The 20,508-nt window shown below is 64.1% G+C and carries 16 protein-coding genes and 1 pseudogene; 10 read left to right on the top strand and 7 right to left on the bottom strand.

What is annotated here, in order from left to right:
* Nucleotides 1–89: 89 nt before the first annotated feature.
* Genes EOA38_RS00430 through EOA38_RS00420 form a run of 3 tightly spaced genes read left to right on the top strand, consistent with a single transcriptional unit; the run spans nt 90 to nt 5,120 of the window.
* Nucleotides 90–1,190, top strand: a complete 1,101-nt coding sequence (locus EOA38_RS00430; protein ID WP_126095626.1) for a chemotaxis protein CheB — start codon at nt 90–92, stop codon at nt 1,188–1,190.
* Nucleotides 1,144–4,749: a CheR family methyltransferase gene (locus EOA38_RS00425; RefSeq protein WP_127298262.1), complete on the top strand. Its 3,606-nt coding sequence runs from the start codon at nt 1,144–1,146 to the stop codon at nt 4,747–4,749. The genes EOA38_RS00430 and EOA38_RS00425 overlap by 47 nt, the downstream gene beginning before the upstream one ends.
* Nucleotides 4,746–5,120 (top strand): response regulator, encoded by a 375-nt coding sequence (locus EOA38_RS00420; protein ID WP_127298261.1) that lies wholly within the window; start codon nt 4,746–4,748, stop codon nt 5,118–5,120. The genes EOA38_RS00425 and EOA38_RS00420 overlap by 4 nt, the downstream gene beginning before the upstream one ends.
* 560 nt (nt 5,121–5,680) lie before the next feature.
* On the opposite strand, the gene EOA38_RS00415 is transcribed toward EOA38_RS00420, so the two are convergent.
* The 3 genes from EOA38_RS00415 to EOA38_RS00405 all read right to left on the bottom strand — a co-directional run bounded on the left by EOA38_RS00415 (nt 5,681) and on the right by EOA38_RS00405 (nt 7,599).
* Nucleotides 5,681–6,295: a methyltransferase domain-containing protein gene (locus tag EOA38_RS00415; protein WP_127298260.1), complete on the bottom strand. Its 615-nt coding sequence runs from the start codon at nt 6,293–6,295 to the stop codon at nt 5,681–5,683.
* 120 nt (nt 6,296–6,415) lie between these two features.
* Complete coding sequence (locus EOA38_RS00410) at nt 6,416–6,733, bottom strand: YMGG-like glycine zipper-containing protein (protein ID WP_127221297.1); 318 nt, start codon at nt 6,731–6,733, stop codon at nt 6,416–6,418.
* Between the two features lie 581 nt (nt 6,734–7,314).
* The gene (locus EOA38_RS00405; RefSeq protein ID WP_126090094.1) at nt 7,315–7,599 is read right to left on the bottom strand and encodes a type II toxin-antitoxin system HicB family antitoxin; all 285 of its coding nucleotides are present in this window, start codon (nt 7,597–7,599) and stop codon (nt 7,315–7,317) included.
* A gap of 722 nt (nt 7,600–8,321) precedes the next feature.
* On the opposite strand from EOA38_RS00405, the gene EOA38_RS00400 reads away from it, so the two are divergent.
* Nucleotides 8,322–9,497: a Fic family protein gene (locus tag EOA38_RS00400; protein WP_127298259.1), complete on the top strand. Its 1,176-nt coding sequence runs from the start codon at nt 8,322–8,324 to the stop codon at nt 9,495–9,497.
* 269 nt (nt 9,498–9,766) lie between these two features.
* Here EOA38_RS00400 and EOA38_RS40050 read toward each other — a convergent pair.
* Nucleotides 9,767–10,258, bottom strand: a pseudogene (locus tag EOA38_RS40050) (tyrosine-type recombinase/integrase); the annotation flags it as partial.
* 169 nt (nt 10,259–10,427) lie between these two features.
* Between EOA38_RS40050 and EOA38_RS40045 the strand changes: the two are divergent.
* Complete coding sequence (locus EOA38_RS40045) at nt 10,428–10,568, top strand: hypothetical protein (protein ID WP_189478921.1); 141 nt, start codon at nt 10,428–10,430, stop codon at nt 10,566–10,568.
* Nucleotides 10,569–10,878: 310 nt separating this feature from the next.
* Here EOA38_RS40045 and EOA38_RS00390 read toward each other — a convergent pair whose 3' ends face one another.
* Together EOA38_RS00390 and EOA38_RS00385 are read right to left on the bottom strand one after the other, a co-directional pair.
* A complete protein-coding gene (locus tag EOA38_RS00390) occupies nt 10,879–11,127 on the bottom strand; it encodes a hypothetical protein (protein ID WP_127221238.1) in 249 nt (82 codons plus the stop codon).
* Nucleotides 11,128–11,698: 571 nt separating this feature from the next.
* On the bottom strand, nt 11,699–12,817 hold the full coding sequence (locus EOA38_RS00385; RefSeq protein WP_127298258.1) for an FAD-binding oxidoreductase: 1,119 nt from the start codon (nt 12,815–12,817) through the stop codon (nt 11,699–11,701).
* 98 nt (nt 12,818–12,915) lie between these two features.
* On the opposite strand from EOA38_RS00385, the gene EOA38_RS00380 reads away from it, so the two are divergent.
* The 5 genes from EOA38_RS00380 (at nt 12,916) to EOA38_RS00360 (ending at nt 19,642) form a co-directional block, all read left to right on the top strand.
* Nucleotides 12,916–13,821: a LysR family transcriptional regulator gene (locus EOA38_RS00380; protein ID WP_127298257.1), complete on the top strand. Its 906-nt coding sequence runs from the start codon at nt 12,916–12,918 to the stop codon at nt 13,819–13,821.
* A gap of 89 nt (nt 13,822–13,910) precedes the next feature.
* Nucleotides 13,911–15,989, top strand: coding sequence for a hydantoinase/oxoprolinase family protein (locus EOA38_RS00375; RefSeq protein ID WP_127298256.1), 2,079 nt, complete (start codon nt 13,911–13,913; stop codon nt 15,987–15,989).
* A gap of 4 nt (nt 15,990–15,993) precedes the next feature.
* The gene (locus EOA38_RS00370; protein ID WP_127298255.1) at nt 15,994–17,979 is read left to right on the top strand and encodes a hydantoinase B/oxoprolinase family protein; all 1,986 of its coding nucleotides are present in this window, start codon (nt 15,994–15,996) and stop codon (nt 17,977–17,979) included.
* Nucleotides 17,976–18,278 carry a (2Fe-2S)-binding protein gene (locus EOA38_RS00365; RefSeq protein WP_127298254.1) on the top strand — a complete coding sequence of 101 codons (303 nt, stop codon included), beginning with the start codon at nt 17,976–17,978 and terminating at the stop codon, nt 18,276–18,278. The genes EOA38_RS00370 and EOA38_RS00365 overlap by 4 nt, the downstream gene beginning before the upstream one ends.
* A complete protein-coding gene (locus EOA38_RS00360; protein WP_127298253.1) occupies nt 18,275–19,642 on the top strand; it encodes an FAD/NAD(P)-binding oxidoreductase in 1,368 nt (455 codons plus the stop codon). Before EOA38_RS00365 ends, EOA38_RS00360 begins: the two co-directional genes overlap by 4 nt.
* A 38-nt stretch (nt 19,643–19,680) precedes the next feature.
* Here the strand turns inward: EOA38_RS00360 and EOA38_RS00355 are convergent.
* A partial coding sequence (locus tag EOA38_RS00355; protein ID WP_145965907.1) for an FAD-binding oxidoreductase occupies nt 19,681–20,508 on the bottom strand: 828 nt, incomplete at its 5' end.

Raw genomic sequence — 20,508 nt, 5'->3', positions numbered from 1 at the left:
ACCGTCACATGCAGCGATAGGGCGCGCCATGGAACCTAGTGCCCCTTCGCCGACTTATGACTAAGGCGGGGGCGCGACCCACGAGTGCCATGGCCGACGTTCGAAACCGTATTTCATCTGCCCGCGAGAACGAGACGAGCTCGCCGAAAGGGGAGGCGCGTAACCGCTTCATCATTGTCATCGGCGCGTCGGCGGGCGGAGTCGAACCGCTGAAGAGGATCGTCGGCGACCTGCCCGCCGATCTGCCGGCAGCCGTGTTCGTCGTGCTGCATGTCGGCCAGGTCAGCTACCTGCCGGAAATCCTTGACCGCGCGGGTACGCTGAAGGCTTTGGTGGCCAAGAACGGCGCGACCTTCAGGACCGGCAATATCTATGTGGCGCCACCCGGCTTCCACCTCCTTCTGCATGGCGATCACATGATGCTGCGGCGGGGCCCGCGCGAAAACCTCGCCCGGCCAGCGATAGACCCGCTGTTCCGCTCGGCGGCGCTGAGCTACGGCGCCAGCGTCATCGGCGTGCTGCTCTCCGGTTCGCTCGCCGACGGCACCGCCGGCTTGAGGGCCATCAAGGCTGTCGGAGGGCTTACGGTCGTCCAGCACCCGAAGGACACGCTGGTTCCTTCCATGGTGGAGAGCGCGCTGCACTATGTCGAGGTCGATCATTGCCTGCCGGCCGCGAAGCTTGGCGGCTTGCTGGCGAACCTGGCCGCCGAACCAGCCGGTGAAACCCTCCCGGCGCCACCGGGGGTGAGGCTGGAAGCGGCGATCGCCGCTCAGGAGCATTCGACCATGAAAAATGAAGATCGACTTGGCGAACTGTCGGTGTTTACATGCCCGGAATGCCACGGGCCGCTGTGGGAGATCGAAGACGGTGACATGCTGCGCTATCGGTGCCATACCGGGCACGCCTTTACCGCCGACGCGGTGATGGAAGCGCAGGCGATCGAGGCCGACGAGATCTTATGGAGCCTGCTGCGATCGCACCAGCAGCGGGCAGAGTTTGCCCGGCGCATGGCCGAGCGACAAAAGACGCAGCATCGCTCCGAACTCGCCAGCGAGTTTGGCAAGCGAGCCAAGGAATACGAAGCGGATGCCGCTCTGATCGAGCGTATTCTCGAAAGCAGGCGGGTGCAGGCAACAGACAATGGCGCAGGCGGCGAGGAAGGCAAGCACACGCAAAGCAAGGGCTAGCTTACGCGAGGCCGAGAAAGAGCCCGCGCCCTTCCCCACCATCGGCATCGGAGCGTCGGCGGGCGGCATCGGAGCACTGCAGACATTCTTTCCGGAAGTTCCGGTCGACAGCGGCTTTGCCTATGTCGTGATCCAGCATCTCGACGCCGAGCATGAAAGCGTGCTCGCCAGCATCATCCAGCGCTCAACCGCAATCGAGACGCAGACTGCGGCCGAGGGCCTGGAGATCGAGCCGAACCACATCTACGTGACCCCTCCCGGCGTCTCGGTGACCATCGAGAACCAGCGTTTTCACGTGGTCAGAATGACCACCACGCGCGCCAGACGCACGCCGATCGACGATTTCTTCACCTCGCTGGCGCAGGACCAGGCGGAGAATGCGGCCGGGATCATTCTTTCCGGAACGGGCAGCGACGGCACCATCGGCCTGAGGGCGATCAAGGAGCGCGACGGGCTGACGCTGGCGCAGGAAAGCGCCGAATATGACGGCATGATGCGCAGCGCCGTCCAGAGCGGCCTCGTCGACATGGTGCTTCCCGCGGAAGAAATGGCCGCGAAGCTGGTCGGCTATTTCAGCCATGCCAACCGCACCGAAAGCGAGCGCGACCGCCGCAAGCGCGAGGTGGCCGAACAGCTTTCGCGCATCGCGGCGCTGCTTCGCACACGCACCGGCCACGATTTCAGCGGCTACAAGGACAATACCATCCTGCGGCGCATCCAGCGCCGCATGCAGGTGCTGCAGATCGACGATCCGACCACCTTCTACGAGCGGCTTCGCGAAGAACCGCAGCAGGTCGACCTTCTGTTCCAGGATCTGCTGATCGGCGTGACCAGCTTCTTCCGCGACACACAGGCCTTCGAATCGCTCGAACGCTTCGTCATCCCCAAACTTTTCGAGGATCGCAAGCCGGACGAGACGATCAGGGTTTGGGTTCCGGGCTGCGCCACCGGCGAGGAAGCCTATTCGATCGCCATGCTTTTGAAGGAGAGCGCGCCGCGCGGAGCTGCCTCCCCCAACCTTCAGATCTTTGCCACCGACATCGACGAGCGCGCGCTGGAAGTTGCGCGCGCCGGCCGCTATCCGGCGACGATCGCGACCGACGTGACGCCGAAGCGGCTGAAGGAATTCTTCTCGCGCGAGGACGGCACCTATCGCGTTTCCGCCGAATTGCGGGAGGTCTGCCTGTTTTCGGCGCACAATCTGTTGGGCGACCCGCCCTTTTCCAAGCTCGACCTGATCGCCTGCCGGAACCTCTTGATCTACATGGGACCGGAACTGCAGGAGAAGATCGTCCCGATCTTCCACTACGCGCTGCGCAACAACGGCTATCTCTTTCTTGGTTCCTCGGAAAACGTCACGCGCCACGCGCGCCTGTTCTCGACCATCGACAAGGCGAGCCGCATCTTCCAGAAGCGTGGCGGGGTCGCGATGCAGCGGCTGCCGGAGTTCCCGCTGGCTGCCGCTGCCAGGCAGGCGCCCCCTCTTGCGCGCCGGGGGGCCACGGCGGCAACCTTGCCAGAGGTTGCGGAACGGGTTCTCGTCGAACGCTATGCGCCCGCCTATGTGGTCATCAACGCCGACGGCGAGGTGATGCACAGCTCGGGAGGCACGGGCAAATATCTGGAGCTCGCGGCCGGCGCTCCCGATCACAACGTCTTCTCCATGGCGCGGCGCGGGCTGCGCATGGATCTGAGGGCGGCGCTCCACAAGGCGGTCAGCACCGGACACGTAGCCGTCCAGAACAAGATCAGCATCGGCACCAATGGCGGACGCCAGACGATCAGCCTCGCGGTGCAGCCGCTGCCGGCCGATGGCTCGTCCGAACCGCTCTACATGCTGGTCTTCCGGGATGTCGGCGGAATCACGCCGGAAACCGAGGACGAGCCCGTCCACACCACCGACGACGTCGAAAGCGCCAATGTCAGCCAGCTCGAAAAGGAGCTGCGGGAAACCAGGGAGCGGCTGCAGATCACCACGGAGGAGCTCGAATCCTCCAATGAGGAGTTGAAGTCCTCCAACGAGGAGCTGTCCTCGATCAATGAGGAGCTGCAGTCGTCCAACGAGGAACTGGAAACCTCCAAGGAAGAGCTGCAGTCGATCAACGAGGAGCTGCAGACCGTCAATGCTGAGCTCAACATCCGCGTCGACGAGCTCAGCCGCGCCAACAACGACATGGCGAATCTGCTCGAAAGCACCCAGATCGCGACCGTGTTCCTCGATCGCGATTTGTGCATCAACAGCTTTACGCCGACGGCGCGCGATCTGTTCAGGCTGGTCGAAAGCGACGTCGGCCGGCCGCTTGCGCATGTGCGCCCGCGTTTCGCCGCCGACGGGTTGCAGGCCGACATGGAGCAGGTGCTGCATCGGCTCGGCACGATCGAGCGCCAGATCGAAGGCGCCGACAGCGGCAAGCGCTACATCATGCGCGTGCTGCCCTACCGTACCGTCGACAATGTCATCGCCGGCGTCGTCGTCACCTTCGTCGACGTCACCCAGATCGCGCGGGCGGAGGAAAAGATCAGCGTGCTGACCCACGACCTGCGCAACCGTGTCGAAAGCCTGGAGACCCTGCTGGACCTGGTGCCGGTGGGCATCTTCATCGCCGAGGACGGCAATGGCGAGGAAATCCGCGCCAACCGCCACGCGGTTGAGCTTTCCGGCCGGCGCGCCACGGACGGCAAGCTCAGTTCCATGCCTGCCGTGCTGCCACTGATGTTGAACGGCACCCCGGTGGATGCCGCCGACCAGCCTTTGCTGAAGGCGATGCGGACAGGCAAGGCCATTCCCGGATATGAAGCGCGGATCATGCGGAGTAAGGGCGACGGCATCGATGTCATGATGTCGGCCAATCCGCTGTTCGACGAATTCGGCAAGGTGCGCGGCGCGATCGGTGCCCTGATCGACATATCAAACCACAAGAACGCCGAGCGCAACCAGGAACGGCTGCTCCATGAATTGCAGCATCGCGTAAAGAACATCCTCGCCACCGTCACCGCGCTGACGTCACGTATGGTGCGTTCCTCGGAATCGCTCGACGATTTCGCGAGCGCCTTTCAGGCCCGTCTCCAGGCGATGGCTCGCACGCACGAATTGCTGGCCTCTTACCAATGGGGAGGCGCCGATCTCGAAGGGCTGGTGCGGGCGACGCTGTCTTCCTATGGCGGCAAGACGGGCCAGAACGTCGTCGTTCGGGGCGACCCGTTCCAGCTCAACGCGAGTGCGGCGGCCACGCTCGGCCTGGTCTTCTTCGAGCTGGCCAGCAACGCGACCAAATATGGCGCGTTCACCAGCGACAAAGGCCGGGTCGACATTTCTTGGCGCGTCGAAAAGCCGGGCACACTGTCGATCGCCTGGAAGGAAATCGGCGGCCCCAAGGTGAAGGAGCCGACGAAGAGGAGTTTTGGAACCACTTTCATCCAGCAGAGTTTGGAATACGAGCTAGGCGGAAAGGTCAATCTGAGCTTCAAGCGGAACGGTTTGGAGTGTCTTTTGCAGATACCGTTGCCCAGGTCCGAAACGACCGATTACTTGTCGCCCCCTGCTTCAGGCAAGGTATGAATAAGCAAGCCTCCTTATCGGGTCTTCAGATCCTTATCGTCGAGGATGCTTTTCTGATAGCGCTGGATCTCTCCGACCTGCTGACGGATTCGGGATGCGAGGTGGTCGGTCCCGCGGCTTCGGTGAAAGAGGCGCTGCAGCAGATCGACGGTATCGCGCTTGATGGAGCGGTGCTCGACGTCAACCTCAACGGAGAACGGAGTTTCCCTTTGGCCGAGTTGCTCGCCTCGCGGGGCATTCCCTTTCTTTTCGTCACCGGCTACGACAGTCCGACGATCTTTCCCGATGAGTTCCGGCAGGCGCCAAGGCTATCGAAGCCGGTCGACCCCAAGGAGCTAACCGCAGCCGTCGCGCGTTTTCGCCGATCGTAATGGAGCCGCCGGCGCCGGTGGCTCCACCTCTGTAAGGGGAGCCTACCTTCTCGTCCGGAACCCCGCCCATCCATCTGCCTTTGTTCGGTGGCGTCTGCAAGGCGGTGGGGGGAAGCGATCTGGTCGCGCTCGTACCGAAACAATTCGCGCGCAAGGTGGTATCCGCCTGGGGCTGGCATCTACATTCTGCCCGTGCCGACCATTCGACACGGGAGGACTGGAGCCGTCTGCAGGCCGAGGCGCTGGCTGAGATGTGCGATCCTAATCGTCGATCCTCTCACGGGCTTACGCGCTTTGCGCGGTCGCCACGACATTGAAGAAATTGAGTAACAATTAGTTCCCGTCGACGGTCCGCGCGTCCAAGGGGTATGGTAGCGCGGGCGAAACAGAGAAGGCGGATGCAGCGACATAGGTAGATGGCAGAACGGCTGCTCTGGTCAGCCAACCGACAGCCGACGGTTACGGCCCGGTCGGGAGATTCGCTTTGCTATCCGGCTCAGGCATTGCGCCCGCGACAGATCGCCGTCGCCTTGTGCGGGCCGACACGCGCGCGGGCGAATTCACGCCTTCCTGGCAAATGCCCACACCATCAGCGGGTACTCCTCGTCATTACTCAGGTCTCTCCACAAGCCATAGGCCCTCACCGGCCCGCCGATATGCGCCTTGGCGCAGGCCTTGTTGCCCCAGCCGAACACCTGCACGTCCTCCTCCGCAAAGCCGCCCTCGACCATCAGCTGCTTCAGTCCTGCCGGCGTCCAGCGGTTGTAGTCGTGTGGTCGCGCATGCACGCGGAACAGGAACGGCGTCGCCACCATCGCCCAGCCGCCTGGCCTGGTCATCGCGTGGATATTGGCGGCGGCCGCCAGTGGCCGCTGCACGTGCTCCAACACCTGGTCGGCAATCACAATGGAAAATTGCTCGTCGGTGCGGTCGCGGCAGATGTCGAAGTCTGGGAAATCGACCGAGCGGTAGTTTGGGCATATCGCCCGCCAGTAGCGGTTCCAGCCCGGCGAGATCTCGATCACATCGCGGGATTTGCGGTTCGCCGCCTCGAGGAATGTGGTGAAAGCTTCGATCTGGCGAATGCGCAGCCAGTTGCGGGAATCATACCCGATCAGCCGCTTCACCGCCCGCTTGCTACGGTCTTTCAGCGCGCCGGCAAGGCTCGTCGTCATTTCGACCTCCTCCACAGCCCGCCGCAAGAATGATTCTATATCGAGAAGCGTACAAAAGCATGACGGACGAGGGGAGTCGGCGCAGAAAACCGCCGTCTCCCATAGTCAAAGACTCGGAGGTCAATAGTCGCCGTTATAATAGCGGTCGTCGCAGGGCGCGGTGTAAATGCGGCCGTAGCGATCCTGATAACGGCAGAGCTGCTCGCCACGCCGCTGCGGCGTCGTCGCGCTGCCGACGACGGCGCCGAGCAGCGCGCCACTCGCCGCACCGATGACGGTGCTCTTGGTGTTGCCACCGATGGCCTGGCCGACTAGTGCGCCGCCGGCGCCGCCGACCAGCGCGCCGGTGGTGGCCCGCTGCTGGCCTTCGGTTTGCGTCTCGCATCCGGCAAGTGCTGCGCTCATCAGCACCGCTACCAAAACCTTCTTCATCATCATCTCCAGAACTCCTTCGAAGCCCCAAAGACCAAAAGAAACAGGGGCGTACCTAGCCGCAGTGGGCTCGCATTGCGGCGGAACGGCGGCGCGCTTTCTCACGAAATGAGTCATGGTTTCCCGGCTGTTGAAGAGCATGGTCGCCAAACTGGAAAGACGGCCCGGACACCGAACGAGATTGATACCCCGCATCGGCGAGTGTGATGCCTTTCATAGCGCGGTGGCCGGGATCGGCGGAACGTTCGCCGGCGAATGATGTTTACAAGGAATTGTTATTTTAGAAGAACCTTAATTTCCTTATGTTAATGTCGGCAAACGGCTGGTGGGGCCAGTCGATGTTCCCGTTTGGGGTTGGGCGCGTTGCAAGGCAACGCTGAAGGGGTCGGGGCAAATGAAACTGGCATTATCCGAAGGCAAGTGCCAAGGCTGCGGCGGCACAGGTACGATGTTCGAATGTCCGAGATGGCAAAGCTCCAACGGCCATTGCTGCCCGGCGGGGACGCATCAGGACGGATGTCCCGGCGTCAGCGTGCGCTGCGCGGAGTGCGAAGGGACGGGCTCCGGCGCCGAGGGATACGCGAAGTTCAGCTCGGCCGACGTGGTAACTGCCTGACGTATCGAGCCTTCAGACGCACTTGGATAGTCGTGAGTGCGCCTCTATCGGTCACCACGCGCTCCGGTGACGTCGGCTCTGGAATGGGTTGGCCGTCCTCCATAAGTCCCTCGACGTGAAAAGCGAGCGCCTGCTCGGCGAGCTGACGCACCTCCAAGATCGTCCGGCCGGCCGTGACGACACCGGGGAAGTCGGGAAAAGAAAGCCCGAAGTCGCTGTTGCCCTCTTTGTGGATCACACCAACGTATCGGCGCATTCCATTCCCCATAGCTTGTCAGCCACGCCAGCGGACCTATTTCAAAGCCGCGGACAGGATCGGGCCGAATTCCAACCGGCTCACCTACCCTCAGGTGGCAAAGTCGCTGGATCAAGGCATCGGTACGACGGCGCGAAGCGATGGACAAGGCTGCAGCGGCCCGCAACACCCCTCAAGCGAGGCTGAGGGTTCGCGCTGCCCAGTATCTGCGGATGTCCACCGACCGACAGGCTTACTCCATTGCAGGCCTTCAGACGAGCACGCGCTAGTCTAGGCGCATCACCAATGAGCAGATGCTGGTCGAGGCGGCCAATGTGCTGAAAGAGAGAGGGGCGTTGTCGGGCTCAATACTTACCGCCGCGCCCAACTGTCGATCGGCCAGCCATTACATGCACCGCTTCGGAACCCTCCAGGCGGTTCTTCGAGCCTCCCGGCGTCGAGGCCTTCCTCAATGTAAACTTGACCCTCATATGTGCCTCCCTGGACTTCAAACCGACCAACGACGCAGTTGGCAGCTTTAGCGTTAGGTGGAGCCGGAGTCACATCAGGGGCCGAAAAGCCACCCCGGGTCGTCGGCAACAATCTATCAAGCGCGCTAAGAACGATTTCTTGACTAACGCTCAGCGCTAGTAAAGACTTCTTTCCCAGAGAGGTCGCCAAGGAACGCTGTCGTTCCTTGCTCGCCTCGATCCGAACGAAGCTGTTCCCAATTGGGTCATGAAATGCCGAAGCGAACAACGGGCCGATACGAGAGCGTAACCGCAGGCGCAGAGAACGTCCATGCGTTCATCCCGTTCGATCTGCCGCCTGCGCGTCCGGCACTCTCTGTTGAGGGCAAGCTCGAACATCGTCTCCGGGAAGCCGAGCAGTCGCTCGTTCGTCTCGATCTCGCAGGCGATATGGTGCCTTCCCTCGATTGGTTCATCTATGCCTTCGTGCGCAAGGAGGCCGTGATCTCGTCGCAGATCGAGGGCACGCAGGCGTCACTCGTGGACCTTCTCGCTTTCGAGGCCGAAGAGGGGCCGGCACCCAATGCCGACGTGGAAGAGGTCACGAACTACCTCGACGCGCTCGCCTATGCCCGCGACCAGCTTGCGTCGAAGCAGGGGTTGCCAATTTCCATGCGGCTCCTGAACGAGGCGCACAAGCGGTTGATGCGCGGCGTGCGCGGTTCGAACAAGCAGCCCGGAGACGTGCGCCGCAGCCAGAACTGGATCGGGGGAAGCCGGCCAGGCAATGCGGTCTACGTTCCGCCGCCACCGGATAAGCTTCCCCAGCTTCTCAGCGAATTTGAGAAATACATCCACGTCGACGATCCGCTACCGAAGCTGATGCGGGCGGGTCTTCTCCACGTGCAGTTCGAGACCATTCATCCCTATCTCGACGGCAACGGGCGAATCGGGCGGCTCCTGATCGCGCTGCTCTTGGAGCACTGGGGCTTGCTGAAAGCGCCGCTCCTCTATCTCAGCCTGTTTTTCAAACGCCACCGGGAAGAGTACTACCGGCGCCTCAATCTGGTCCGGCTGGAAGGGAACTGGGAGGGCTGGATCGACTTCTTTCTCGATGGGGTCGCCACGATTTCCGATGAAGCCGTCACCTCGGCGCGGGAACTGTTCAATCTCGTCTCCGCGGACCGGGTGCGATTGCTCGAAGCCCATTCCGCCTCCGTCTCGGCAGTGAGACTGTTCGAGCAATTGCCGCGTCACCCAATCGTGAGCGTTGCCTCGGTCACAAAGTTGATCGGCGCAAGCAAGCCGACCGCGATCCGTGCGATCGAGGCGCTGACCGAAACCAATATTCTCGTGGAAACTACAGGAAAGAAGCGCGACCGCAGCTTCGCCTATCGCGCCTATCTTGAGTGCCTGCGAACCGGAACGGAATTGGACAGCGGCGGCTGATCGCTACCAACCGCGAAATCATGCCAAGCAAAGCCCACATCCTAGGAGCTTGCATGAAGCCCTATCCCGTGCCGCGTCCTTTGCTTAGGCGCGGGACCATAGGGAGCGATACGGGAAGATTTCCTATTTTGGCCCACGAAAAAGACAATGAAATCAGAGATGTGAATACGTCCTCCGGGCCCACCATTGTCGTTATTTATCAATGATTTATAGGGCGGTTCGCCACGAGGTTCGCCAATAGGTTCGCCAAGCATCGGCTTGCGCGTGACCAGACGCACGACCCGGTCCATGCCCTGGACGGCCAAACGCACCTGCGAGGCCTCCCTGGAATAGAGCTCAGCATGGTCGATGTCGTCGTGGCCGAGGACGTCCATCATCTGCCTGGTGGATGCTTCCGCTTCGGCGAGATAGACCCCGAGTGACTTCCTCAATCCGTGCAGAGTGAGGCCCTTCGGCAATCCAGCGAGAGCGCACCAGTGCGCCATGGCACCGGCTAAGGACTGCGCCGAGAAAGGCTGGCCATATCCGGTGAGCAAGACTGTTTCTCCGCGCCGGTCGGCCGCCTCCAGGATCTCAGCGAGCATGGGAGTTACTGGAACGAAAAGCCGCTTCCCTCCGGTCCTTCCCTTGTTCTTGGTCTGCACGATATTGAATCCGTCGAACTGGCGCTCAACTCCGTCGATCAGGACGCGACGCGTGACGCGCTGATCCCATCGCAGCCCGGCAACGTCGCCTCGGCGGTTCCCCAGCCACAGTGCCAGCCCATAGCAGGTTCGCGCCGCAGTGCCGGGCGGCCAGCGCTTTTCGAATTGCGCCATGGCCTCGCGCGACCATGCTTTCCAGCCGCCATAGGCGGGCCGCCACTCAACCGCCGCCATGGGATCGATTTCGATCCAATCTTGGCGTAGCGCGACATAGACCAGCTTGCGTATGCCTACCAAGCAGGTGCTTGGCCTTGTGGGGCGTGGCGATGAAGCGGCCAAGAAGCTCTTCAACATGGATACGCCGAAGATTCTTAACCGCTACATCCCGCCAGATGAGCGGGTGATCAGGGACCACTCGCAGTTCTAGAAATTCTTCGATCACCCGTGTGTTCTTGCGCTTGCTGGCTTCGTCAAGCGCCAACCACTTGACCGAGATCTTCAACCGTTGAAAGGCCGCTCCAAACGTGCCGGGCAGAGCGGCTCCAGGCATGACGACGGGAGCCTTGGGGACTTTCCGGCCCTCGACCGCTGCCTGGTAGGCCTCCTTGAAACCCGCCTGATTGGGGGCCGGCAGACTAAGCACACGCTCCTTCGTCCGATAGCGCCAGCGAACTTTGCCATGGCGGTCTTTGTAGGAGGAGAGGCCGGGGATATTTGTCGGTCATGGCAGAATGAATCTATTCCCTGCGATGATTCCCTTGCAACAGGAAGTCGACGATATTTTCTTCCTCGTCTCCAGGTAGTTCGGTAAACGCGGCTTCGAGTTTTAAGCGATCCCAGATCACGCGGCTGTCAACCTTCTTCGGCTTTGGCATGCGGCGGTCAGCGACCATTTGGTCGAATTTTGTTGCGCCCACGCCAATGTACCGGGCGGCCTCTTCGCGTGAGAGGCCGCGAGGAGGATAGGAGAGGGGATCGCTTTTCATGATCTCGCCACTGGCATGTGTCCGCCCTGGTTCGGGGACTTCTGTTCAGAGATCAGGATCTATTCTAGATTGTATCAACCTCCGCCGGAAGAGAGCCGATCAAGCCGTGCGGTAAATTGCGGTCAGGGCGTATAAATAGGATGTAAGTTCAGGGGTTCGAGTCGGGAGAGTGCTACCGCCAATACAGCGCTTCAACCGAGTTCTTCTGTTGAAGGGGCTTCGCAAGCGAGGCCAGCAGGTTCAAATCCTGTCCCCGCAACCAATTCTATCATAAATCTATAACCGTCCCGGTCTAACCGGGGCGGTTTTTTGCGTTTGGAAGGGCACGCAATCGCCGCGGCACACCAGAGGGCGCATCACCGCGCCGAGGAGTGGCGCTAAACGGGAGCGCGGCAACCTAGCGCGTCTAGGCGCGGTGTACCGCGCCTTTAGACGTAACCTTAATATAGAGCACCAAGGCCGATGGCGAAAAAGCAGCTATGCGCCCAATGTCCGCCATAGCGCTAAGCTCTGCCGTCCCTGAAACCGGTCATTGCTGTGTCCTGGAAAGGCCAATCTTATCGATTCGTCGTCAGGCCGCGCGGCCAAACCGATCCACCCTGAAATCGTCGAGCGGCGTTGCGCAACGGCCGGTCGTTATGAGTTCCGCCATGGCGTCGCCAACGCCGGGACCGAGTTGGAAGCCGTGACCGCAGAACCCGAAGGCGTGGAACAGGCCCGGCGTCGTGGCCGATTGCCCCATCACCGGCAGCATATCTCGAACATAACCCTCGCAGCCCGACCATGTGCGGATTACTGCGACCCGTGCGATGGCGGGCATGAGCCGCGCGACGGCGCGCAATTGTATCGGCAGCCGCATCGGATCGGCGCTCGCGTGGCCTGGATCGAGGTCGACCGATACCCTTTCGGCCGCCCCGCCGAAGACGATGTTGCCTCGCTCGACCTGACGCAGATAAGCGCCATAATCCTTGTCGCGAGTCCAGATGCCGACCACCGGCAGGACCCGATATGGCAGCGGCTCGGTCACGCCCATCTGCGGACCGCGTGCGTCGAGCGGCACCATTTCGCCGAATTGCGCGGCGACGCGCGCACCCCAGGCGCCGGCGGCGTTAAGCAGGCATTCGGCGGCGAACGACCCTCTCGAAGTGGCGACAAGGAAACCGGAGACGGTGTGCTTGATCGTCTCAACTTCGGCCTCCTCGACGAGTTCCGCGCCGAGCTTTTGGACTGCCTCAGCAAAAGCCAGCGCGATCAGCCGCGGATTGCCGCTGCCGTCATCCGGCGAGAACGACGCCGCGATCGCTTCAGGACCGAGGCCGGGAAACCGGGAGCGGATTTCGCGCGAGCCAAGTTCCTCCAGCTCCAGCCCCCAGGGCCTCGCGGCTTGAGCGTAGGCCCGCATGTCGGCAAGACTTCCCTCATCGAAGATCAGTCGGATGTGGCCGGTGGCGCGGAATTCGACGTCGCGGCCAAGCATCTTTTCAGCCTCGCCCCACAGGCTGAGCGAGCGGTGGGCGAGCGGAAGCTGCGACAGGTGACGCCCGGTGCGCCGGATGTTGCCGAACGAGGCGACGGTCGCCCCAGTGCCGATCCGGTTGCGTTCGATCAGTGTCACGCGCGCGCCGCGTCTTGCGAGGAAATAGGCCGAAGCCGTCCCCATCAGGCCGCCGCCCAGCACGATCACATCCATAGTCGATCCTTGATCCTTGGATGCATCTTGTCGGCGCCGCGGCATTGCGTCAAAGATGGGTTTGGGCAAGACCCATAAGCTTTACCTATGGAGTGGCAATGCGGGCCCGGCAGCTCGAAGTGTTCATCGCCGTCATGCGCGCCGGCACCGTGACCGCCGCGGCACGGATGCTGAACATCTCCCAGCCTGCGCTCAGCCAGATCCTGCTCCACACCGAGGACGAACTCGGCTTCACGCTGTTCGAGCGGGTTAAGGGCAGGCTGCGACCGACCCCGGAGGCGCTCGAGATCTTCCCCGATGCCGAGAGGCTGTCGGCGGGGCTCGACGGCTTGCGCCGCAAGACCACCGACCTGCGCCTGGGTCGGGCAGGGCTGGTGCGGGTCGCTGCCTCGCCGCCGCCGGCCATGGCGATATTGCCGTGCGCCTTCACCAGGTTCCGGGCGCAGTATCCCAACATATTGCTGCGTTCCCATAGCGCGCCGATCGCCGCAATCGTCGACATGCTGCGCGCCGGCGATGCCAGCCTCGGCGTGGCCATGGACGATCGCCTGCCTCCCGACATCGAGGCCGAGGTGATCGGGAGTATAGGTTTCGCGTGCCTGCTGCCCGCCGGGCATGCGTTGGTCAGGAAAACCGAGCTGACGCTCGCCGATCTCGCCGGCGAGGAGTTGATATCCTATCGCGGAAACACCCGTCCCGCCGACGAGTTGGCCCACGCGGCTCGCGCGCAGGGCGTGGCGCTTTCGCCGTCGCTTGAGATCGACGCATCCATCTCCGCGGTCGGCTTCGTCCAGGCCGGTCTGGGTATCGGCCTGGTCGACGCGCTGCTGCCGTGGCAGCAGTTTGCCGGGCTTGCCGTCAGGCCGCTGGCGGCCGGGCCGGAATTTCCGATCGCGCTGCTTACGTCGCGCGCACGAGCCCTTTCGCGGGCCGACGAGATGATGCGCGACGAAATCCGCGAGGCGTGTGCCGCCGTCCTGGGTGACCATCGCGCGAAAGTATAAGCAAGACTTATATCCTTGCCCGTCATCCATCTTGGACCCTGACCATCCGCTCGTGCCAGGTTTGGTCGACAGACAGGAAGGGACGCATCATGGATGGTGCCATTGCGGCGGATGAGGCGCGGACCAAGGCCGACTGGAAGGTCGGCGTCGATATCGGCGGGACATTCATCGATTTCTGCGCGCTCGAAGCCAATTCCGGACGCGTCGCCTCGCTGAAAGTGCTGACGACGCCGGAAGATCCGGGCGCCGAGCTGATGACGGGTCTCACCCTGCTGGCCGAACGCGAAGGCTTCGATCCGACCCATATGACGCGCTTCGTGCACGGCACGACCGTCGGCATCAACACGATCATCCAGCGCAAGGGCGCGCCGCTGGCGCTGTTCACCAATGCCGGCTTCGAGGACGTGATCGAACTCGCGCGGCTTCGCATGCCGGACATGTATTCGCTGTTCTGCTCGCGGCCGGACCCGCTGATCTCGCGCGACATGGTCTTCGGCATTCCGGCTCGCATGCGTGCTGACGGCAGCGAATCCCGGGCACCGGACACGGCGGCGGTGGAAAGCGCGGTCGCCGCGGCGAAAGCGAGCGGGGCGCAAGGGATCATCGTCTCCTTCCTCCACGCCTGGCGCAACGCCGCGCAGGAGGCTTCGGTGAAGGCGGCGATTGCGCGTCTTGCGCCCGACCTCTTCGTCTTCACCTCGGCCGAGGTCTGGCCGGTCATCCGCGAATATGAGCGCAGCTCGACCGCCATCCTCAATGGCTATGTCCATCCGCGCGTCTCAGGCTATCTGACTGCGCTGGAAGAGCGGCTGAAGGTCCGCGGCGTGCCTGCACGCCCCATGCTGACGAAGTCGAACGGCGGACTGATGAACGCTGCCGAGGGCAAGCGCGCCTGCGTGAACATGCTGCTGTCCGGAACGGCCTCTGGCGTCATCGGCGCCTCTTGGCTGGCGCGCCAGGCAGGTGATGACAAAGTGCTTACCCTCGACATCGGCGGGACCTCGGCCGACTTCGCGCTCATCATCGGCGGCGAGGCGCAGTTCGGGACCGGCGAACTGATCGGCGAATTCCCGCTCCATATCCCGTCCGTGTCGGTGAGCTCGATCGGCGTCGGCGGCGGCTCGATCGCCAGTGTCGACGCGCAGGGCGTGTTGCGCGTCGGACCGGAATCGGCGGGCTCGACGCCGGGACCTGCATGCTATGGCCGTGGTGGCGAGCGGGCAACGGTGACGGACGCCATGGTGGTCTGCGGATGGCTCGGCCACAGCGAGATGGCCTATGGCCAGCTCAGGATCGATACCGGACTGGCGCATCGCGCGGTCGGCGACCTTGCTGCCCGGCTCGGCCGCCCAGTCGAGCAGACTGCGCAGGCGATCCTCGACATCGCGGTGTCGGAAATGTTCGTCGAGGTCGAGAAGCTCGCCTCGCGCGCCGGCGTCGACCTGCGCGAATTCACGCTGATGCCCTTCGGCGGCGGCGGCCCGATGCTCGGCGCCTTCCTGGCTCGCGAGCTCGGCATGAAGCGCGTCATGGCGCCGCGTCGCCCCGGCGTGGTGTCGGCGCTGGGCGGGCTGGTGGCCGATCTGCGCGGAGACTTCATCCGCACGATCTTCAGCCCGTTGTCGGGCGCGTCGCTCCCCGAAATCCGCGAGGCCTTCGAGGCGCTTGCGCGAGAGGGCCGCGACTGGCTCGCGGCGCAGGGGCACGATGCGGCCGCTGAGCTCAATTTCTCCTGCGACATGCGCTATGTCGGGCAGAGCTACGAGATCGAGGTCGTGCTGTCGCCGCAATGGCTGGCGGATGGCGACGCCGCCGCCGTCGAGCAAGCCTTCCACCGAACCCATAATCAGCTCTACGACTTCTATGATCCGGAGGGCGAGATCGAGCTTGTGAACGTCCGACTGTCGGCAATAGGCGCAGGGCCGGCGCTCTTCTTCCCGGAGACCGACGAGATCGACGCCCCGGCCAGTCCGGCGCGCCGGCTCCCGGTCTATACGGGCCAAAGCATCGAGACGGTCGACCTCCACGACCGGCAGACTCTGGTGCCTGGCAGCACGTTCCGAGGACCCGCTGTGGTGGTGCAGGAAGACACGACCTTTGCAATTCCCGCAGGAACGCAGGCACGGGTCGACCGCCACCTCAATCTTCTCCTGACCTTCGCGGAGTGACGCCTTGTTCGACCGGACAAACCTTCAGGTTCTGGCAAACCATGCCCGCGCGGCGGCCGAGAACATGGCGCATACGCTGCATCGCACCGCGCACTCCGCCTTCGTCAAGGAGACGCAGGACTTCACCGTGATGCTGATGGATCGCTCCGGAGCGACCTTCGCCGTCCCGATGGAACTCGGCGCCACCTGGTATCCGGGGCTTTCCTATCACCGCGCGATCGCGATGGTGGGCGGCTACCGGCCGGGGGATGTCGCCTTCACAAACGATCCCTATTCCGGCCACGTCGCCACGCACGCGCCCGACACGCATCTATGGAAGCCGGTCTTCGTCGACGGCGAGATCGTCGCCTGGACCGGAGGCCACATCCACAACACCGATATGGGAGGCGCGGTGCCGGCTTCGCTCAGCCGCGCGCTGACCGAAATCCATCAGGAAGGCATCCGTTTTCCGCCGATGAAGCTGGTGAATGAGGGTGTCTTCGACGAGACGATCCTGCGGATCATGAGCACCAATGTGCGCAAGCCCGACCTCAACATCGGCGACATCAAGGCGCTGGTCGGCGCGCTCAATACCGGCGAGCGCAAGATCCAGGCGATGGTGCGGAAGTTCGGCAAGCCCGGCTTCGTGGAAGGCGTCGCCGCGCTTCTCGACCATGCGGAGGCGCAGGCGCGCGACGTGCTGCGCTCCATGCCAGACGGCACATGGGAGTTCGCCGACTTTGCCGACGAGGATTCGGTCGAGGCCAATCCCTGCCGGCTGAAGCTGAGACTGACGATCAAAGGCGACGAAGCGGTGCTCGACTTCACCGGCTCCGACCCGCAGCTCGGCTCCTCGCTCAACGTGCCATCGGGCGGCGACCCGCGACACACCATGCTGCTGGTCGGCGTCTACTACGTGCTCTACACGCTCAACCCGAAGATCCTGCTCAATACGGGCCTAACCAGGCCGTTCACCTGCATCACGCCGCAAGGCTCGGTGCTGAACCCGGTCCACCCCGCCGCCGTCGGCATGCGCTCGCTCACCTGCGCGCGGCTGCGCTCGGTCATCTTTGGCGCCTTTTCGCAGGCAGTGCCGGAGCGCCTGCCGGCGGCGCCGGCGGGCAACAACTGCATCGTCAACGTCATGACCACGGACGAGCGCACCAGCCGGAGTGTCATCGCGGCAGTGAACCCGGTAGTGGGCGGCGGCGGGGCGATGCCGCATCGCGATGGCACCAACGGATCGGGCGCCGACGCCGCCTATCTCAAGAACACACCGATCGAGATCACCGAGACCGAGACTCCGGTCGAGTTCGTTAAATACGGACTCGCTAAAGATAGCGGCGGTGCGGGCCGCTGGCGCGGCGGGCTGGCGACCGAGATGGCCTTCCGCGTCTTCGCCCCCGACTCCAGGATCACGGCGCGCAACCGTGACCGCAGCTTCTTCCGCCCGTGGGGCGTGCTGGGCGGCAAGGCGGCCGGCCTCTCGGACATGGTCGTCAATCCGGGAACCGGCCACGAGCGGCGGCTGGGCAACATCGACACCGCGGTCCTGCAGCCCGGCGACGTGCTCGAGATCCGCTCCGCCGGCGGTGGCGGGCGCGGCGATCCGCATCAGCGCGAGCCCTGGCGGGTCGCGCAGGACGTGCGGCGTGGCTACGTCTCGGCGGCAGCAGCCGAAAGCGAGTATGGCGTCGTCATTCGCGACGGCGAGGTCGACCGGCAGGCGACGGAGCGGCTGCGCGCCGGACAAAAGCCTTCCGCCGGCCATTTCCATTTCGGCCCGGAGCGCGAAGGCTATGAAGCGCAGTGGACACAGGCTGCCTATGGCCGGCTCCACGCTCTGCTGGACGCCTTGCCGATCCACTGGCGCTTCTTCGCCAAGACGGAGATCTTCCGCCGCATGAAAGGCCGCTCCGGGCCGGAAGGCGTCCAGGCGGCCTTCGACGCGGCCTGCGAACGGTTTCCCGAATTGCCCCGTCCCGGTGCGGTCCGGGAGGCCGCGGAATGAACACCGCCGGCCGCATCGTCCGGCTGGCCGAGTTCGACCGGGCACAGGTGCGCTTCTTTCTCGACGGTGAGATGCGTGGCGCGCTTGCAGGCGACACCGTGCTGATCGCCATTCTGGTTTCAGGACACGCGTTGCGAAACTCCGAGTTCGGACCTGAGCCGCGCGCCGGCTTCTGCCTGATGGGAGCCTGCCAGGATTGCTGGGTGTGGCAGGAGGAGGGGCCGCGTCTGCGGGCATGCACAACCCTTGTCGCTGAAGGTATGCGATTGCGCACGACGCCGCCGGAGAACTGGCCGTGAGCGAGACGTCATCGCCGCGGATCGTGATCGTGGGCGCGGGTCCGGCCGGCATAAGGGCCGCCGCGACGCTGGTCGAGGCCGGGCTCCACCCGGTGGTGATCGACGAAGGGCATTCCGCGGGCGGGCAGATCTATCGTCGTCCGCCTATCGGGTTCGTCCGCACACCGGAACAGCTCTACGGGCCGGAGGCGGCGAAGGCCCGCGCACTGCATGCGCTTTTCGACCGGCTGGCCGAAGAAGGGCGGCTCACTTATTGCGCGCGCAGCTCGGTCATCGCCGCGCATGAGGGTCGGCTGCATGTGCTGGGAGAGGGCGGCGTGCAGGTGATCGGCTATGACCGTCTGATCCTGGCCACCGGCGCATCCGACCGCGTCGCTCCCGTTCCCGGCTGGCAGAGCGCCGGCGTCTACAGCCTTGGCGCGGCGCAGATCGCGCTCAAGGCGCAGGGCGTAGCCCTCGGGAGGCGGATCGTGCTCATCGGATCGGGGCCCTTGCTGACGCTGGTCGGCGCGCAGCTCCTCAAGGCTGGAGCGGATGTGGCGGCGGTGCTCGACACCTCATTTTGGCGCCAGCAGATGCGGGGGCTCTGGGGGCTCTCCGCCCGGCCGATCGTCGCGCTGCGCGGCCTCGCCCTGCGGGCGCGGCTCGGCGGCCGCTATCATGCGGGCGTGACGCTCGGGCGGATCGAGGCCGATACATCGGGCGTCACGGCGATGCGCTGGCGCGATGCCGGCGGCCGGGAGCACCTCACCCCATGCGACATGGTCGGCATGGGCTGGCACCTGCGGGCGGAGACGCATCTGGCCGACCTGACGGGATGCGCCTTCATTTATGACGAGCAGTGGCAACAATGGCTGCCGAAGACGGACGATATGGGCAGGGCCGGCAACGGAGTCTATCTTGCCGGCGATGGGGTTCGTCTCCTCGGGGCGGATGGCGCGGAAATAGCGGGGCGTCTTGCTGCAACGGCGTGCCTTTCCGATCTCGGGCGTCCGGCGCCTTCCGTCAATGCCGATCTGCGCAAGCTGGCGCGGCTCGAACGCTTTGCCCGCGGGCTGGCTCGCGCCTTTCCCTGGCCGTTCGAGATGGTGCGGGCGCTGCCCGACGAGGCGATCGTTTGCCGCTGCGAGAATGTGAGCGCTGGCGCCATACGCGAAAGCGTGGAACGCGGCGGCGGCGAGGCCAACAGGGTGAAATCGCTCTCGCGCGCCGGCATGGGGCGCTGCCAGGGGCGCTATTGCCAGTTGGCGGCCGCCGAACTCGTCGCGGCCCAAGCCGGTTGTGCGCTCCATACCGTCGGCCGGTTTCGCGGGCAGGCTCCTGTGCGGCCGGCGCCGATCGGCGCTTTTCTCGGGGAAGGCTGATGCAATTGCGAAAGCCGGAGATTGGCGTCCGCCACGTCTTAGAAATCGGCAACCTTGCCCCAGGCCGAGTCATCGAAGCGCCGCGGATCGTAAGATGTCGCATCGACGATCGGTTCCGACTGGGTCACCAGATCGGCGACGAGATGCCCGGCGCCCGGCCCGATGCCGAAGCCGTGTCCCGAGAATCCGGCAGCCAGGAAGAAGCCCGGAACGGTATCTATCTCGCCGATGGCGGGCACGCCGTCCGGCGTGCTGTCGATATAGCCGGCCCAGGCGGCGCTGATCCTGGTCTGGCGCAGAGCCGGCAGCAGCTCGAGCGCGCGGGCGTGGGTCAGGCGGATGGTCGCCCGATCCGGGACCGGATCGAGGATGCGCGTGCGCTCCATCGGCGTCGGCCGGTCGAGCCGCCAGCGCTGCAGCGTTTCGTGACCCGAACGCATGCCCTGCAGGCCGCCAGGCGCGAGGCTTCGCCAGCGCTTCAGGAACATCGGGACGAACTGCGAGGAGAAGCGCAGTTGCTGCGGCGTCACGTCCACGCGTCCGCGTCCGCTGATCGCAAGCGTGTAGCCACCGTCGCCACGGCGCGTGACCGAAATCCTTGCCGTGTGCAGCGCATCCGGCAGACCCTCGGCGCCGGGCGAAACGGACAGGATGGAGGAGCGGACCGATGCCTGCGGGAAGCGGAAGCCGAACTGATGGCAAAAGGAGGACGCCCAGGCGCCGCCGGCAAGCACCGCCACCTTCGTCCGGATCGTACCGCTTTCCGTCATCACACCGCTCAAGCGCCCGCCCTCGGTCTCGATGCCGCGCGCAGCACAATTCTGGTGCACGCTGCCGCCGAGCTTGAGGATGGCGCGGGCGACCGC

The organism is Mesorhizobium sp. M1E.F.Ca.ET.041.01.1.1 (assembly GCF_003997355.1).
Taxonomy (GTDB): Bacteria; Pseudomonadota; Alphaproteobacteria; order Rhizobiales; family Rhizobiaceae; genus Mesorhizobium.
This window is presented reverse-complemented; position numbering and strand designations above follow the sequence as displayed.

Bases quoted from the DNA above. Each gene is read 5' to 3' on its own strand.
- EOA38_RS00430 (WP_126095626.1), top strand. From the start codon at position 90: ATGGCCGACGTTCGAAACCGTATTTCATCTGCCCGCGAGAACGAGACG.
- EOA38_RS00425 (WP_127298262.1), top strand. From the start codon at position 1,144: ATGGCGCAGGCGGCGAGGAAGGCAAGCACACGCAAAGCAAGGGCTAGC.
- EOA38_RS00420 (WP_127298261.1), top strand. From the start codon at position 4,746: ATGAATAAGCAAGCCTCCTTATCGGGTCTTCAGATCCTTATCGTCGAG.
- EOA38_RS00415 (WP_127298260.1), bottom strand. From the start codon at position 6,295: ATGACGACGAGCCTTGCCGGCGCGCTGAAAGACCGTAGCAAGCGGGCG.
- EOA38_RS00410 (WP_127221297.1), bottom strand. From the start codon at position 6,733: ATGATGATGAAGAAGGTTTTGGTAGCGGTGCTGATGAGCGCAGCACTT.
- EOA38_RS00405 (WP_126090094.1), bottom strand. From the start codon at position 7,599: ATGCGCCGATACGTTGGTGTGATCCACAAAGAGGGCAACAGCGACTTC.
- EOA38_RS00400 (WP_127298259.1), top strand. From the start codon at position 8,322: ATGCCGAAGCGAACAACGGGCCGATACGAGAGCGTAACCGCAGGCGCA.
- EOA38_RS40045 (WP_189478921.1), top strand. From the start codon at position 10,428: ATGCCTACCAAGCAGGTGCTTGGCCTTGTGGGGCGTGGCGATGAAGCG.
- EOA38_RS00390 (WP_127221238.1), bottom strand. From the start codon at position 11,127: ATGAAAAGCGATCCCCTCTCCTATCCTCCTCGCGGCCTCTCACGCGAA.
- EOA38_RS00385 (WP_127298258.1), bottom strand. From the start codon at position 12,817: ATGGATGTGATCGTGCTGGGCGGCGGCCTGATGGGGACGGCTTCGGCC.
- EOA38_RS00380 (WP_127298257.1), top strand. From the start codon at position 12,916: ATGCGGGCCCGGCAGCTCGAAGTGTTCATCGCCGTCATGCGCGCCGGC.
- EOA38_RS00375 (WP_127298256.1), top strand. From the start codon at position 13,911: ATGGATGGTGCCATTGCGGCGGATGAGGCGCGGACCAAGGCCGACTGG.
- EOA38_RS00365 (WP_127298254.1), top strand. From the start codon at position 17,976: ATGAACACCGCCGGCCGCATCGTCCGGCTGGCCGAGTTCGACCGGGCA.